This window comes from Pantoea sp. sgz302252, from assembly GCF_042610525.1.
Classification (GTDB): Bacteria; Pseudomonadota; Gammaproteobacteria; order Enterobacterales; family Enterobacteriaceae; genus Erwinia.
On record NZ_JBHDVM010000016.1, the window covers coordinates 40,975 to 55,651 of the forward strand.

The window sequence follows — 14,677 nt, forward strand, 5'->3', positions numbered from 1 at the left end:
TGATACGGGAAGGCTGTCAGTTTCCGCGGGCTGAAACGGCAGGCGTGGGCAGTCGCTCCGGCATTTCAGGTCAGTTGATGGTAAAACGTGCTAAACTAGGTGGTAGCGCATCTTTCTTTACGGTCAACCAGCCAGGTGTTAGATTGATCACGTTTCCAGCACTAATTCGCCCGACTATTTTTAAAGCAAGCGGCGGATTTCGGAAACGGGGGTTTTTGCAGGCACTGGGATAATCAGGCGAGACGTCTTGTACCTCTACATTGAGACACTGAAACAGAGACTGGATGCCATTAACCAGCTGCGCGTCGATCGCGCGCTGGCGGCTATGGGACCCGAGTTCCAACAGGTTTACAGTCTGCTGCCAACTTTATTGCATTATCATCATCCGCTGATGCCGGGTTACCTTGCGGGTAACGTTCCACATGGCATCAGCTTCTACACGCCTGATGAAAGTCAAAAAGAGTATCTCTCTGATTTAGAAGCAAAATCCGGCTCAGACGCTGCGCTCACGCCGCAGGGCGAGATGCCGATCACCGGCGTTTACTCAATGGGCAGCACCTCTTCGGTGGGCCAGAACGCCACTTCCGATCTGGATATCTGGGTCTGCCATCAGTCCTGGCTGGATAACGAAGAGCGGCTGGCGCTGCAGAAAAAATGCGTGCTGCTGCAAAAATGGTGCGCCAGCATGGGCGTCGACGCCAGCTTCTTCCTGATTGACGAAAACCGCTTCCGCCATAACGAAAGCGGCAGCCTGGGCGGCGAAGACTGCGGCTCCACGCAGCATATCCTGTTGCTGGACGAGTTTTACCGCACTGCGGTACGGCTGGCCGGCAAGCGTATCCTGTGGAATATGGTGCCGGGCGAAGAAGAAGAGCACTACGACGACTACGTGATGTCGCTCTATCAAAAAGGCGTGCTGACGCCTAACGAGTGGCTGGATTTGGGTGGCCTGAGCACGCTTTCCGCCGAAGAGTACTTCGGCGCAAGCCTGTGGCAGCTCTATAAAAGCATCGATTCGCCCTACAAAGCGGTACTGAAAACGCTGCTGCTGGAAGCCTATTCCTGGGAATATCCGGGCACGCGCCTGCTGGCAATGGATATCAAACAGCGCCTGCACGATGGCGAAATTGTCTCCTACGGCCTCGATCCTTATTGCATGATGCTGGAACGCGTCACGCATTACCTCACCAGCATTGACGATCACGCACGCCTTGATCTGGTGCGCCGCTGCTTTTACCTGAAAGTGCGCGAAAAGCTTTCCGTAGACAGTGAGCCGGGCTGGCGGCGTGAAATCCTTAGCCAACTGGTCAGCGAATGGGGCTGGGATGAACAGCGCCTGATCGTGCTGGATAGCCGCGCCGAGTGGAAGATAGGCCGGGTGCGCGAAGCGCATAACGAGCTGCTGGATGCGATGATGCAGAGCTATCGCAACCTGATCCGGTTCGCCCGCCGCAACAACCTGAGCGTTAGCGCCAGCCCGCAGGATATTGGCGTGCTAACGCGCAAGCTGTATGCCGCTTTTGAAGCGCTGCCGGGCAAGGTCACACTGGTGAATCCGCAGATCTCGCCCGACCTTTCCGAGCCGCACTTAACCTTTATTCACGTGCCGCACGGCCGCGCCAACCGCGCGGGCTGGTATCTTTATAACCAGTCGCCGGATATGCAGTCGATTATCAGCCATCAGCCGCTGGAATATAACCGCTATCTCAACAAGCTGGTGGCCTGGGCATGGTTCAACGGTCTGCTGACCAGCAAAACGCGGCTGCATATTAAAGGCAACGAGCTGTGCGATCTGGCAAGGTTGCAGGAACTGGTAGCAGATGTGTCGCATCACTTTCCGCTACGTCTGCCCGCGCCTACGCCAAAGGCTCTGTACAGCCCATGCGAAATTCGCCACCTGGCGATTATCGTCAACCTTGAACACGATCCTACGGCGGCCTTCCGCAACCAGGTAGTGCATTTTGATTTCCGCAAGCTGGACGTATTCAGCTTCGGGCAGCAGCAGCAGTGCCTGATCGGCAGCATAGATCTGCTCTACCGTAACTCCTGGAACGAGGTGCGTACGCTGCACTTCAACGGCGAGCAGGCGATGATCGAAGCGCTGAAAACCATCCTGGGCAAAATGCATCAGGACGCCGCGCCGCCGGATAACGTCGAAGTCTTCTGCTACAGCCAGCACCTGCGTGGCCTGATCCGCACGCGTGTCCAGCAGCTGGTATCAGAGTGCATTGAGCTGCGTCTTTCCAGCACGCGCCAGGAGCCTGGCCGCTTTAAAGCCGTGCGCGTCGCCGGACAGACCTGGGGACTCTTCTTCGAGCGGCTGAGCGTCTCGGTACAGAAGCTGGAAAACGCCGTGGAGTTCTACGGCGCTATCTCCAACAACAAACTGCACGGTCTGTCGATCAAGGTAGAAACCGATCAAACGCGGCTGCCGTCGGTGGTCAACGGCTACGCCAGCGAAGGCATTATCCAGTTCTTCTTTGAAGATACGCAAAACGATCGCGGCTTTAATATCTATATCCTGGATGAGACCAACCGCGTAGAGATCTATCACCATTGCGAAGGCAGTAAAGAAGAGCTGGTGCGGGATGTCAGCCGCTTCTACTCTTCTTCGCACGATCGCTTTACCTACGGCTCCAGCTTTATCAACTTTAACCTGCCGCAGTTCTACCAGATTGTGCAGGTTGACGATCGCTTCCAGGTGATCCCGTTCCGCAGCCAGACGCTGGCGCAGCTGTGCGCTAACCTTTCCGACAACGATCCCAGCGACTACGCGCAGCGCTATCAGATGCATTGACGGCGGCCCGCAATGCTGCGGGCCGCAGGTAAATGCCATTCTTTTCGCCTTTCTGGCGCTGAAGTACAAATCACAATGATGTTATTCACAGAGTAAAAACCCCGCCCGCGCGCCCGGCGTAATCAAACTTATACTCGCGCCAGAGTCTTATTTAACGGAATAATTCTGTGAGGGACATATGGCAAAAGGAAATAAGTCACTGACCAGAAGAGGAAATAAATTCGGTCTTTTTATTTCTCTTCTGCTTCTTTTATTGGGCTGCATTCTGTTCTTTTTCTCCTTCGACCGGCAAATCGTCTCGATTCTTAAAACCACGCTGATGCATGAAATGGGCGTAAGCAATAAAGATTACTCCCTGCTGATTACCGCTTTTATGGCGCCTTATATTGGCATGTATTTTTTCTCCGGCGTGCTGGTGGATAAATTCGGCAGCCGTCTGGTGCTGACCTTTTTAATGATAGTGATGGCGATAGCCACGCTGATCACCGGCTTATCTCATTCGCTGACCGGCATGTTAATTGGCCGCTTTATGCTGGGCCTGGCGGAATCGGGCGTAGTGCCTGCGTTGACGCTGGCGATATTTACCTGGTTTAAAGCGGAGCAGCGCGCTTTCGCCTTTCAGCTCACCAATATTGTGCAGTCGCTGGGGCTAATCGTCGCGCCGCCTTTTATTGCCTGGATTACGCTTTCTCACAGCTGGCGCTGGGCATTTTTTATTCCGGCGGGAGTCGGCATCCTGGTCGGGCTGCTGTGGTTTATCGCCTGCCGTCGCCAGCCAGCCGTAACGGAGCTGCAGCCGGAAAGTAAAGACGACGTTTCTATGCTGCAACGTTACAAATTCGTGCTGGCCTCCGCGCCCGTCTGGACGCTGATCGTCGCGCGGCTGCTGACCGATCCTTTCTGGTTCTTCTATCAGTACTGGCAGATTGGCTTTATGCAGGAAAAGCTGGGGCTGAGCCTGGCACGCGTGGGCGAGCTGATGTGGTTTCCGCCGCTGGCGGCGGTATTCGGCGTGCTGCTGGTTTGCCGGATCTCCGATCGGCTGGTGGCGCGCGGCGTTGAGCCGACCCGCGCGCGCCTCAATCTTATCTGGGCCGTTACCTGCCTTGCGCCGCTGATATTTTTCCTGCCGTCCGTGCAAAACGTCTGGCTGGCGGTAGGCATTATGACCGTGATCAACTTTATGTGTACGGCCTGGCTGAGCATGGTGACCATTATGATGGGCGGCCTGGTGCCGCGGGCGGCCATTGCTACCGCTATCGGCATTATGAGCGCGCTCGGCGGCATTAGCGCCATTATCTTTAACGGCTTCGTCGGCGCTATCATCGATCTCTATGGCTATGCCGTACCGATTTATGTGGGGGCCGTGCTTCATCCCGCTGGCGCGATCGTGCTGGCCGGTTATTTCCTGCGCTATAAAAAAATTAATCAGGAGATTGCGATATGAGTGTGACTCTCTCAACCGTAGGCGAGGCATGCGCGGACTTTAACGTGCTGTACTGTCTGCTTCATCATCAGGGATCGCTGTTTGCCGCCTGGTACGATGCCGCCCATCGCATCACCGTAGGCTGTCGGCGCACTGGCGGACAACACTGGGAAACCTTTCAGCCCGAAGGCTTCTGGCTGCCGCAGCGCAACCGCGACGCCGCTATTACCGATTACGATTCGCATAACTATTTGACGATGGCCATAGACAGCGAAGGCTACCTGCATCTTTCCGGCAATATGCATGTCGATCCGCTGATCTACTTTCGCTCTGAACGGCCGCTGGATATCCATTCGCTGCGCGTGGTCAGATCCATGACCGGCGAACGGGAGGATCGCGCCACCTATCCGCTCTTTTTCAAAGACAGCCAGGGACGGCTGCTGTTTCGCTATCGCGACGGCTGTAGCGGCAACGGCGATGATATCTATAACCTTTACGATACGGCGCAACGGCGCTGGTCGCGCCTGTTGGAGACGCCGCTGCTGGACGGCGAAGGCCAGCGCAACGGCTATGCCAGGCCGCCGGTTGCCGGGCCGGACGGCTGGTGGCATCTGATCTGGATGTGGCGCGAAACGCCGCATTGTGAAACCAATAACAACCTCTCCTATGCGCGCAGCCGCGATCTGCGGCATTGGGAAACCTCGTCCGGTACAAGCCTGACGCTGCCAATCTCGCGCGCAAAAGGAGAAATAGTCGATAGTGCCGGAATCGGCGAAGGGCTGATTAATATGGTGCAGGAGATCGGCTTTGATACTCAGAGAAAACCGCTGTTGATTTATCACCGCTACGACCAAAGCGGCCATTCGCAGGCGTACCTGGCCAGGCCGGACGGCGCGGGCGGCTGGCAAAAACAGCAGCTCAGCCAGTGGGATTTTCGCTGGGATTTCAAAGGCCCTGGCTCTATTCCGCCCGACCTGGTTTTGCAGCCGCCGCGCGTTGTGGAAAAAAACAGGCTGGAAGTCGGCTGGTACACTCTGTGGACGGGCGCAGGGCGCTGGCTGCTCGCTGAAGACTCGTTAAACGTGACGGAGACGCTGCCCGCGCAGGCGCCGCTGCCGGAAGCGCTGTCGCAGCCTTACCAACACCTGCATCCCGCCGCGGAAGTTCAGCTGCTGGCGGCGCAAAACAGCGACTATTCGCCGCAGAGCCGTTACTGGCTGCGTTGGGAAGCACTGCCAATCTGCCGCGATGAACCTTATCCGGCAAAAGTAGCGGCAGGCAAGCTGGAGCTTGTCGAGGTAACGACAAACTGAAGCCTTATAAACACTGGCCGGGAGAAATGCCGAACTGCTTGCGGAACAGGCGGGAAAAATAGCTGGCTTCGTTAAAGCCCACCTGTTTGCCTGCTTCCGCCACCGTCATCTCGCTGTATTGCAGGTGATACTTCGCCTGCAATAGCCGCATGGTGGTGAGGTATTTTTGCGGCGAGACGCCTGTATAGTCTACAAAGCCCCGCTGTAGCGTCCGGCGCGAAATGGCAAAGCGCCGACAGAGGCGTTCGAGATCCAGCGGCTCGGCCAGATGGGAATTTAACCAGATAATAATCTGGCTGAGGCGATCGTCGCTGCTGGCGAAATCCTGGGTTTTATAACGCCACTGATGCAGCTTGTGCAGCGTCTCCAGAAAAATCATCTCTTTATGGCTTTCGCACAGCAGCTTATTTTCATGCTCTGTTGCCGCATGCGAGCGTAGTCTGGCGATAACCTGCTGCATAACGCGCGTATTGATTTGCCATACGTTGGTCTCGCCGGGACGGTTCAGCAGATGCTCAATGCTCTTCAGCACGTTAAATTTATCTGGCGCCAGATAAAGCAAATTCACCTGCTTTAAATTTTTCATGCCTTCGAAAAGATGATAATCGTGGCGGTTCAGATAACAGAGCGTGCCTGCGGTTAGCAAATAAGGCTTTTCGTTAATCACATGAATGCCACTGCCTTTTTCAACCAGAAACAGCTCGCAATATTCATGGCGGTGTTCCTGGCACAGCGTTTTTTCCGGCTGCCAGAAATGAAACACGACTTTTTCATCGGGATGACGGAAATGCGTCTCACGACGAAGCGTAACGGTCATGACGATAATCCTTATCGGGTACGCGGATCCAGCCGCTATCTTCAGCCAGCGCGCCAGGCCTGTCATTGTTGCGAATCACAAAACGGCAAAAAGATCGCCTGGGCTATAACAATTGCGCCATAAATAGCGGTTTTTTGGCCCTTTTGTACAAACCGGCATGATGGCTGTCACAGTTAATTTTCTGCTGAATAGTAAATCCCCGCGCGACGGTCAAAATAGCTGGCTGACTTACCGCAAAGGATAAAAAGATGTTTTTCTTTTACAAAGACTCGTTACAGGAAAGAGCGGGCGAAGGCGTAACGCGTCGCGTGCTGGCGCGCGGCGGCGGCCTGATGTGCGTAGAGGTCAGCTTTGAACAGGGCGCGATTGGCCCAATGCATAGCCATCCCCATGAACAGTTAACCTATGTCCGCTCCGGCGCGTTTCTTTTCACCATCGGCAGCGAACAGCATCAGGTCAGAGCGGGCGATACGCTGTATAAGAAATCGGACATTCTGCACGGCTGCGTTTGTCTGGAAAGCGGCGTGCTCGTCGATATGTTTACGCCCCAGCGCAAAGACTTTTTATAACCGGCTTTCCGTTCCGGCGCGGGCCTTTGCCCAGGTTCAGTGCCGCGCGGCCTGCCCGAACCGAAACAAATTTCCGCTTTTCTTTTCCGCAACCTTCGCCTTTTTCCTGTTGCTTTTAGCACTTCACCTGCGATGATAGTCAACCAACAGGCAGCAATAATGAGCAGAACAAGCATGAAAAAGATGATTTGCCGGATGGCGCTGGCGCTGGCCGTAGTCAGCCTGGCGGGATGCGGACTGAAAGGCCCTCTCTATTTTCCAAAGCAGGCGCAGCCAGCGCAGGCTAACGGCGCGAAGAGCAGCGCGCAGCAGCAGTCAAAGACCACCGATGCGGAACGGCAATCGGCTCAGTAACAGATGACGCACACGCCGGAGCCACATATGCAGTTCTCCAAAATGCACGGTCTGGGCAATGACTTTATGGTGGTCGATGCCGTGACGCAAAACGTCTATTTCTCCCCTGAACTGATCCGTCGGCTGGCGGATCGCCATCTGGGGATCGGCTTCGATCAGCTGCTGATCGTCGAACCGCCCTACGATCCCGACCTTGATTTTCACTACCGTATCTTTAACGCCGACGGCAGCGAAGTGGCGCAGTGCGGCAACGGCGCGCGCTGTTTCGCCCGCTTTGTGCGCCTGAAAGGGCTGACCAATAAAAGCGATATTCGCGTCAGCACCCAGACTGGCCGCATGGTACTGAGCGTCACGCCGGACGAGCTGGTCTGCGTCAATATGGGCGAGCCGAACTTTGAGCCGCAGCAGGTGCCATTCCGCGCCAACAAAGCGGAAAATCTCTACCTGATGCGCGCGGCAGAGCAGACAATAATGTGCGGCGTGGTATCAATGGGCAACCCGCACTGTGTGCTCCAGGTTGATAGCGTGAAGACCGCGCTGGTAGAAACCTTAGGTCCGGTGCTGGAAAGCCACGAGCGTTTCCCGGAAAGAGTTAACGTCGGCTTTATGGAAGTCGTCAGCCGCGAGCATATTCGCCTGCGCGTCTACGAGCGCGGCGCGGGCGAAACCCAGGCCTGCGGCAGTGGAGCCTGCGCGGCGGTAGCGGTTGGCATTCAGCAGGCGCTGCTGGCGGAAAAAGTTCGCGTCGATCTGCCCGGCGGCTCGCTGAACATCGCATGGAAAGGGCCTGGTCATCCGCTCTATATGACCGGCCCGGCCACTCACGTTTACGACGGATTTATTCATCTATGAAAAATGTCAGCGAGGCCGCCAGCGACAGCCTGCTGGACGATCGTGCAGTCAGCGATTACCTGCTGCAAAACCCCGACTTTTTTATCCGCAACGCCCGCCAGGTCGAACAGATGACGGTACCGCATCCGGTACGCGGCACCGTCTCGCTGGTGGAGTGGCAGCTGGGCCGCCAGCGCCACCAGATTGCGCAGCTGGAAGAAGAAATCACGCTGCTGATGGAGCAGGCCAGCGCTAACCACCGCCTGTTCGAACAGCTATTAACCTTGCAAGGGCGCATGGCGGCGGCAGACAGCCTGCATGAAATGCTTAATCGGCTGCACCGCTGGGCGCGGGAGCTGGGGCTGGCAGGCGCCAACGTGCGGCTGTTCAGCGAAAAATGGCGTATCGGCGCGCCCTCAGACTTCACGCAGCTGGCGCTGTCGCGCCAGGCTTTCGAATCCATACGCATTCAACGGCTGGGCAAGCAGCAGCACTATCTGGGCAGCCTGAACGGCCCGGAACTGCTGCTGCTGCTGCCGCAGGCCAAAGCGGTCGGCTCGGTAGCGATGTCGCTGTTGGGCGAGCGCGGCGAACTGGGCGTGCTGATCTTCAGCAGCCGTGACAGCCAGCATTATCAAAGTGGCATGGGCACGGTGCTGTTGCAGCATCTCGCGCAAATGCTGCCGGAGCTGCTGCAGCGTTGGATAGAAAGAACATGAGTTCCTCTCCTCTACAGCCAGCCGTAGAGGGCTTCCTGCGCTATCTGAAGGTTGAGCGCCAGCTCAGTCCGCTGACGCAGATTAACTATGAGCGCCAGCTAAGCGCCTGCATCGCTTTGCTGAGCGAGATGAAACTTGTCGCCTGGGAAAAGCTGGATGCCGCTCAGGTACGCGCGCTGGCCGCTCGCAGCCGCCGCGCCGGGCAAAAGCCAGCCAGTCTGGCGCTGCGTCTCTCCGCGCTGCGCAGCTTTCTGGACTGGCAAATCAGCCAGGGCAAAATAAAAGCCAATCCGGCCAAGGGCGTCGCCACGCCGCGCGCTTCCCGTCATCTGCCAAAAAATATCGATGTAGACGAAGTAAATCGCCTGCTGGATATCGATCTGAACGATCCGCTGGCGGTGCGTGACAGAGCGATGCTGGAAGTAATGTACGGCGCAGGGCTGCGACTCTCTGAGCTGGTAGGGATAGATCTTCCCCATCTCGATCTCGCTTCCGGCGAGGTTTGGGTATCGGGCAAAGGCAGCAAAGAGCGCCGCCTGCCGATTGGTCGCACGGCGGTAGAGTGGACAGAGCACTGGCTGGCGCTGCGCGAACTGTTTGCGCCATCCGATAATGCCCTGTTTTTATCCAAACAGGGCAAGCGCATCTCAGCGCGCAATGTGCAAAAGCGCTTTGCGGAGTGGGGCATAAAGCAGGGCCTTTCCAGCCATATTCATCCGCACAAGCTGCGCCACTCTTTTGCCACCCATATGCTGGAATCGAGCGGCGATCTGCGAGCGGTGCAGGAGCTGTTAGGCCATGCCAACCTTACCACTACCCAAATCTATACCCACCTTGATTTTCAACATCTGGCCTCGGTGTACGATGCCGCGCATCCCCGTGCCAAACGAGGAAAAACCTGATGCACTTTTACCGTTCGCTGCGCCCAATCGCGGCCATGACTTTCGACCTGGACGATACGCTGTACGACAACCGTCCGGTCATCAGCCGCACCGCTAAAGAAACCCATGCGTTTTTGCAGGCTTATCATCCGGCGCTAAAAGAATTTACGCCTTTGCAATATCAGCAGCTGCGCGACAGCCTGCTTGAGCAGGAACCGGAAATTTATCACGACGTTAGCGAATGGCGCCGCCGCGCGGTAGAGCTGGCGATGTTAAACATCGGGCTTGACGCGCAGCAGGCGGAAAAAGGCTCGCGCGAGGTGATGGCGCACTTCGCCCACTGGCGCAGCCAGATAACGGTGCCGGATGAAACGCACAGCACGCTGGCCGCGCTGGCGGCGAAAATTCCGCTGGTAGCGGTTACCAACGGCAACGCCGAGCCGCATCTGTTTGGGCTGGATAAATACTTTAAATTTATTCTGCGAGCCGGGCCGCATGGGCGCGCCAAGCCTTATGAAGATATGTATCACCTGGCGGCGGAGAAACTCGATCTGCCGCTGGCAAGCATCCTGCACGTGGGCGACGACCTCACCACGGATGTGGCGGGCGCGGTGCGCTGCGGCATGCAGGCGTGCTGGATCAACTTACACAATGGCAACCTGATGCGGGCCAGCGACAGCCGTTTGCTGCCGACGCTGGAAATTTCGCAGTTGGCATCCCTGACCGCGTTGCTATAATACGCTGGTTAAATATCCAGTGGAGCTGTAGCTTCCCTTAACCTGACGGTGCTTATGGACGTTTCTGACCTTCTCGACGGCTTGAATGACAAACAACGCGAGGCCGTAGCCGCGCCACGCAGTAATTTGCTGGTGCTCGCAGGCGCGGGCAGCGGCAAAACGCGCGTGCTGGTGCACCGCATCGCCTGGCTGCTGGGGGTTGAAAACTGTTCGCCTTACTCCATTATGGCCGTGACCTTTACCAACAAGGCGGCGGCGGAGATGCGCCATCGTATCGAGCAGCTAATCGGCACCAGCCAGGGCGGCATGTGGATCGGCACCTTCCACGGCCTGGCGCACCGCCTGCTGCGCGCGCACCATCTGGATGCCAGGCTGCCGCAGGATTTCCAGATTCTGGACAGCGAAGATCAAATGCGGCTGCTAAAGCGCCTGATCAAAGCCATGAATCTGGACGAGAAGCAATGGCCCGCGCGTCAGGGCATGTGGTACATCAACGGCAAAAAAGACGAAGGGCTGCGGCCTAAGCACATCGAGAGCTACGGCAATCCCGTTGAGCAAACCTGGCTGCGCATCTATCAGGCCTATCAGGAAGCCTGCGACCGCGCCGGGCTGGTGGATTTCGCCGAGCTGCTGCTGCGCGCGCACGAGCTGTGGCTGACTAAACCGCATATTCTTAACCACTACCGCGAGCGCTTCACCAATATCCTGGTGGACGAATTCCAGGACACCAACAATATCCAGTACGCCTGGATCAGAATGCTGGCGGGCGACAGCGGCAAAGTGATTATCGTCGGCGACGACGACCAGTCGATCTACGGCTGGCGCGGCGCGCAGGTAGAGAACATCCAGCGCTTCCTTAACGATTTCCACGGCGCGGAAACTATCCGCCTGGAGCAAAACTACCGCTCGACCAACAACATTCTGAAAGCGGCCAACGCCCTGATCGCCAACAACAATGGTCGCCTGGGTAAAGAGCTGTGGACGGACGGCAGCGACGGCGAGCCGATCTCTGTCTACTGCGCCTTTAACGAGCTGGACGAAGCCCGCTTTGTGGTTAACCGCATCAAGGTATGGATGGAAAACGGCGGCGCGCTGAACGACTGCGCCATTCTCTACCGCAGCAACGCCCAGTCGCGCGTGCTGGAAGAGGCGCTGCTGCAAACCAGCATGCCTTACCGCATTTACGGCGGCATGCGCTTCTTTGAACGTCAGGAAATCAAAGACTCGCTGGCCTACCTGCGGCTGATAGCTAACCGCAATGACGATGCGGCCTTTGAACGCGTGGTAAATACGCCAACGCGCGGCATCGGCGATCGCACGCTGGACGTGGTACGCCAAACCGCTCGCGAGCGCCAGCTAACGCTGTGGCAGACCGCTCGCGTACTCCTCCAGGAAAAGGCGCTGGCCGGTCGTGCCGCCTCGGCGCTGCAACGCTTCACCGAGCTGGTGGACTCGCTGGCGCAGGAAACCAGCGAAATGCCGCTGCACGTGCAGACCGACCGGGTAATCAAAGATTCCGGCCTGTGGCTGATGTATGAACAGGAAAAAGGCGAAAAAGGCCAGGCGCGCATCGAAAACCTTGAGGAGCTGGTCAACGCCACGCGGCAATACAGCTATCAGGACGAAGACGAAGATTTAATGCCGCTGCAGGCGTTTCTGTCGCATGCGGCGCTGGAGGCGGGCGAAGGCCAGGCGGACAAATGGCAGGATGCGGTGCAGCTAATGACCATGCACGCGGCCAAAGGGCTGGAGTTCCGCCAGGTCTTTATCGTCGGTATGGAAGAAGGCATGTTCCCCAGCCAGATGTCGCTGGAAGAGGGCGGCAGGCTGGAAGAAGAGCGCCGCCTGGCCTACGTCGGCGTCACGCGCGCCATGCAAAAGCTGACCCTGACCTATGCGGAAACGCGTCGGCTTTATGGCAAAGAGGTTTATCACCGGCCTTCGCGCTTTATCGGCGAGCTGCCGGAAGAGTGCGTCGAGGAAGTGCGTCTGCGTGCCAGCGTCAGCCGCCCGATAAGCCATCAGCGCATGGGCACGCCGGTGGCGCAAAACGACAGCGGCTTTAAGCTCGGCCAGCGCGTGCGCCACGCTAAGTTCGGCGAAGGCACCATCGTTAACCTGGAAGGCAGCGGCGATCACAGCCGGTTACAGGTTGCTTTCCAGGGCCAGGGCATCAAGTGGCTGGTGGCCGCCTACGCGAAGTTAGAAACCGTCTAAGCCCGGCATTTTTCCCTGATTCCAACGCGTGCCGGCTCGTTTATCCGGGCTGGCTGTTGACGCCATTTTCAGCACAGCGTAACATGCGCGCACTATCATCCTGAGAGGACATTCGCCTTGGACACACCCAGTAGATACTGGCTCATTGACCTGGAAACCAGGTACAACTCCTAAGGCTATCCCTCTCTGCCGATAGCCTTCGTGGTTGTTGGCGATCCGCATTCCGCATCGCTCTGAGTCATATCGACCGAACTTTCCCGTGTTCAGGCGCGTCCCAGATTATAAAGAATTGGGAGTACAGCTATGCTGAGCGCATTTAAACTTGAAAGCAGCCGCCTTGCCCGCCTGGAGCTGGAAGAGCCGATCGACGAGCTGACCAGCTCGGTCTGGGTCGATCTGATCGAGCCGGAAGAAAACGAGCGTGACCGCGTACAGAACGAGCTGGGCCAGAGCCTGGCGACGCGGCCCGAGCTGGAAGATATCGAAGCTTCCGCCCGTTTTTTTGAAGACGAAGACGGCCTGCATATCCACTCCTTTTTCTTTTACGAAGATGCGGAAGACCACGCGGGCAACTCCACGGTGGCTTTCACCATTCGCGATGGCCGCCTTTATACGCTGCGTGAGCGCGAGCTGCCCGCGTTCCGGCTTTACCGCATGCGCGCGCGCAACCAGGTGCTTACCGACGGCAACGCCTATGAGCTGCTGCTGGACCTGTTTGAAACCAAAATCGAGCAGCTGGCGGATGAGATCGAGAACATCTACAGCGACCTGGAAAAGCTCAGCCGTGTAATCATGGAAGGCCAGCAGGGCGACGAGTTCGACGCCGCGCTTTCCACGCTGGCGGAGCTGGAAGATATCGGCTGGAAAGTACGCCTGTGCCTGATGGATACCCAGCGCGCGCTCAACTTCCTGGTGCGCAAGGCTCGCCTGCCGGGCAACCAGCTGGAGCAGGCACGCGAAATCCTGCGCGATATCGAATCGCTGCTGCCGCATAACGAATCCCTGTTCCAGAAGGTCAACTTCCTGATGCAGGCGGCGATGGGCTTTATCAATATCGAGCAGAACCGCATTATTAAAATCTTCTCGGTGGTCTCGGTGGTCTTCCTGCCGCCAACGCTGGTTGCCTCCAGCTACGGCATGAACTTTGAATTTATGCCGGAACTCAAATGGAGCTTCGGCTATCCCGGCGCCATTTGCCTGATGATCCTGGCGGGCCTGGCACCTTATGCCTACTTCAAGCGGAAGAACTGGCTGTAACCACTCAACCGGCACGGATGCCGTTTAATGAACTGCGCGGGCTTCAGGCGAACTTAATCAAGATCATACCGAGCAGCAGCACGCCGATGCCGCACCAGCCGCGAACGTTCAGACGCTGGCCAAACAGGATCCAGCCGGCCGTTGCCGTCGCCACTATGCCGAATCCGCCCCACAGCGCGTAGGCCACTGACAAATCTATTCCTTTCACAGCCTGCGCCAGCGCGCTAAAAGCGGCCAGCACGGCAACGATAGAGCAAAGACCATACAGCGGGCGGCGGAAGCCGTTGGAATACTTCAGGAAAATATTTGCCAGGATCTCCAGCGCGACGGCAAGCGCCAGCCAGGCGATATGTGTCCAGTCAAGCGGTGACATGCTGCGGCTCCTTGCGGGCGACGGTGCCCGACTTCACCAGCGCGATGCCCGTTACCAGCGTTGCCAGTCCGGCCATTTTCATCAGCGTCAGGGATTCACCAAACAGCGCCACGCTAAACAGCGTAATAAGCAAAATGCCGACGCCTTCCCAGATAGCATAGGCTACGCCCAGCGCAATCTTTTTAACGGCGAAGCACAAAACAATATAGGAAAGGGCGATGCTGCCCAGCATAAAAATATAGCCCGCGGCATGGCCGTTGAGGCTGGCCCATTTCATCGCCAGCGTGCCGGTAATTTCAAAAACAATAGCAAGCGCTAACAGCAACCAGTACAGCATTTTCTCTCTCCGAAAAAGGAAATTATTTTTCGCGCAGACAAACGCGCAG

15 protein-coding genes are annotated in these 14,677 nt (G+C 57.1%); 12 read left to right on the top strand and 3 right to left on the bottom strand.

The features are described from left to right. Positions 1-247 precede the first annotated feature (247 nt). From ACETPC_RS21440 to ACETPC_RS21450, 3 genes are all read left to right on the top strand, one after another. The gene (locus tag ACETPC_RS21440) at positions 248-2,797 is read left to right on the top strand and encodes a class I adenylate cyclase (protein WP_380184491.1); all 2,550 of its coding nucleotides are present in this window, start codon (positions 248-250) and stop codon (positions 2,795-2,797) included. A 178-nt stretch (positions 2,798-2,975) separates the two neighbouring features. Next, positions 2,976-4,244: an MFS transporter gene (locus tag ACETPC_RS21445; RefSeq protein WP_380184492.1), complete on the top strand. Its 1,269-nt coding sequence runs from the start codon at positions 2,976-2,978 to the stop codon at positions 4,242-4,244. Next, positions 4,241-5,536: a BNR repeat-containing protein gene (locus tag ACETPC_RS21450; protein WP_380184493.1), complete on the top strand. Its 1,296-nt coding sequence runs from the start codon at positions 4,241-4,243 to the stop codon at positions 5,534-5,536. Before ACETPC_RS21445 ends, ACETPC_RS21450 begins: the two co-directional genes overlap by 4 nt. Positions 5,537-5,540: 4 nt before the next feature. On the opposite strand, the gene ACETPC_RS21455 is transcribed toward ACETPC_RS21450, so the two are convergent. Next, positions 5,541-6,353, bottom strand: a complete 813-nt coding sequence (locus ACETPC_RS21455) for a helix-turn-helix domain-containing protein (RefSeq protein WP_380184494.1) — start codon at positions 6,351-6,353, stop codon at positions 5,541-5,543. Positions 6,354-6,601: 248 nt separating this feature from the next. Here ACETPC_RS21455 and ACETPC_RS21460 point away from each other — a divergent pair, with 248 nt between their 5' ends. From ACETPC_RS21460 to corA, 9 genes are all read left to right on the top strand, one after another. Further along, positions 6,602-6,922, top strand: a complete 321-nt coding sequence (locus tag ACETPC_RS21460; protein ID WP_380184495.1) for a cupin domain-containing protein — start codon at positions 6,602-6,604, stop codon at positions 6,920-6,922. A gap of 159 nt (positions 6,923-7,081) precedes the next feature. Beyond that, a complete protein-coding gene (locus ACETPC_RS21465) occupies positions 7,082-7,276 on the top strand; it encodes a lipoprotein (RefSeq protein WP_380184496.1) in 195 nt (64 codons plus the stop codon). A 27-nt stretch (positions 7,277-7,303) separates the two neighbouring features. Next, positions 7,304-8,128, top strand: coding sequence for a diaminopimelate epimerase (gene dapF / locus ACETPC_RS21470; RefSeq protein WP_380184497.1), 825 nt, complete (start codon positions 7,304-7,306; stop codon positions 8,126-8,128). Further along, complete coding sequence (locus ACETPC_RS21475) at positions 8,125-8,826, top strand: DUF484 domain-containing protein (RefSeq protein WP_380184498.1); 702 nt, start codon at positions 8,125-8,127, stop codon at positions 8,824-8,826. The genes dapF and ACETPC_RS21475 overlap by 4 nt, the downstream gene beginning before the upstream one ends. Beyond that, a complete protein-coding gene (gene xerC, locus ACETPC_RS21480; protein ID WP_380184499.1) occupies positions 8,823-9,728 on the top strand; it encodes a tyrosine recombinase XerC in 906 nt (301 codons plus the stop codon). Before ACETPC_RS21475 ends, xerC begins: the two co-directional genes overlap by 4 nt. Then, entirely contained in the window at positions 9,728-10,444 is a 717-nt protein-coding gene (yigB, locus tag ACETPC_RS21485) for a 5-amino-6-(5-phospho-D-ribitylamino)uracil phosphatase YigB (RefSeq protein WP_380184500.1), read from the top strand. The genes xerC and yigB overlap by 1 nt, the downstream gene beginning before the upstream one ends. Before the next feature lie 54 nt (positions 10,445-10,498). Then, positions 10,499-12,661, top strand: a complete 2,163-nt coding sequence (uvrD, locus tag ACETPC_RS21490; protein ID WP_380184501.1) for a DNA helicase II — start codon at positions 10,499-10,501, stop codon at positions 12,659-12,661. A gap of 117 nt (positions 12,662-12,778) precedes the next feature. Further along, on the top strand, positions 12,779-12,835 hold the full coding sequence (gene ysgD, locus ACETPC_RS21495) for a YsgD/CorL family protein (protein WP_380184543.1): 57 nt from the start codon (positions 12,779-12,781) through the stop codon (positions 12,833-12,835). Between the two features lie 129 nt (positions 12,836-12,964). After that, positions 12,965-13,918, top strand: coding sequence for a magnesium/cobalt transporter CorA (gene corA, locus ACETPC_RS21500; RefSeq protein ID WP_380184502.1), 954 nt, complete (start codon positions 12,965-12,967; stop codon positions 13,916-13,918). A 43-nt stretch (positions 13,919-13,961) separates the two neighbouring features. On the opposite strand, the gene mdtI is transcribed toward corA, so the two are convergent. Together mdtI and mdtJ are read right to left on the bottom strand one after the other, a co-directional pair. Beyond that, positions 13,962-14,291, bottom strand: coding sequence for a multidrug/spermidine efflux SMR transporter subunit MdtI (gene mdtI / locus ACETPC_RS21505; protein ID WP_380184503.1), 330 nt, complete (start codon positions 14,289-14,291; stop codon positions 13,962-13,964). Continuing rightward, positions 14,278-14,628: a multidrug/spermidine efflux SMR transporter subunit MdtJ gene (gene mdtJ, locus ACETPC_RS21510; protein WP_380184504.1), complete on the bottom strand. Its 351-nt coding sequence runs from the start codon at positions 14,626-14,628 to the stop codon at positions 14,278-14,280. The genes mdtI and mdtJ overlap by 14 nt, the downstream gene beginning before the upstream one ends. Between the last annotated feature and the right edge of the window lie 49 nt (positions 14,629-14,677).

Coding starts and splice junctions, on each gene's coding strand:
- ACETPC_RS21445 (WP_380184492.1), top strand. CDS start 2,976: ATGGCAAAAGGAAATAAGTCACTGACCAGAAGAGGAAATAAATTCGGT.
- ACETPC_RS21450 (WP_380184493.1), top strand. CDS start 4,241: ATGAGTGTGACTCTCTCAACCGTAGGCGAGGCATGCGCGGACTTTAAC.
- ACETPC_RS21455 (WP_380184494.1), bottom strand. CDS start 6,353: ATGACCGTTACGCTTCGTCGTGAGACGCATTTCCGTCATCCCGATGAA.
- ACETPC_RS21460 (WP_380184495.1), top strand. CDS start 6,602: ATGTTTTTCTTTTACAAAGACTCGTTACAGGAAAGAGCGGGCGAAGGC.
- ACETPC_RS21465 (WP_380184496.1), top strand. CDS start 7,082: ATGAGCAGAACAAGCATGAAAAAGATGATTTGCCGGATGGCGCTGGCG.
- dapF (WP_380184497.1), top strand. CDS start 7,304: ATGCAGTTCTCCAAAATGCACGGTCTGGGCAATGACTTTATGGTGGTC.
- ACETPC_RS21475 (WP_380184498.1), top strand. CDS start 8,125: ATGAAAAATGTCAGCGAGGCCGCCAGCGACAGCCTGCTGGACGATCGT.
- xerC (WP_380184499.1), top strand. CDS start 8,823: ATGAGTTCCTCTCCTCTACAGCCAGCCGTAGAGGGCTTCCTGCGCTAT.
- yigB (WP_380184500.1), top strand. CDS start 9,728: ATGCACTTTTACCGTTCGCTGCGCCCAATCGCGGCCATGACTTTCGAC.
- uvrD (WP_380184501.1), top strand. CDS start 10,499: ATGGACGTTTCTGACCTTCTCGACGGCTTGAATGACAAACAACGCGAG.
- corA (WP_380184502.1), top strand. CDS start 12,965: ATGCTGAGCGCATTTAAACTTGAAAGCAGCCGCCTTGCCCGCCTGGAG.
- mdtI (WP_380184503.1), bottom strand. CDS start 14,291: ATGTCACCGCTTGACTGGACACATATCGCCTGGCTGGCGCTTGCCGTC.
- mdtJ (WP_380184504.1), bottom strand. CDS start 14,628: ATGCTGTACTGGTTGCTGTTAGCGCTTGCTATTGTTTTTGAAATTACC.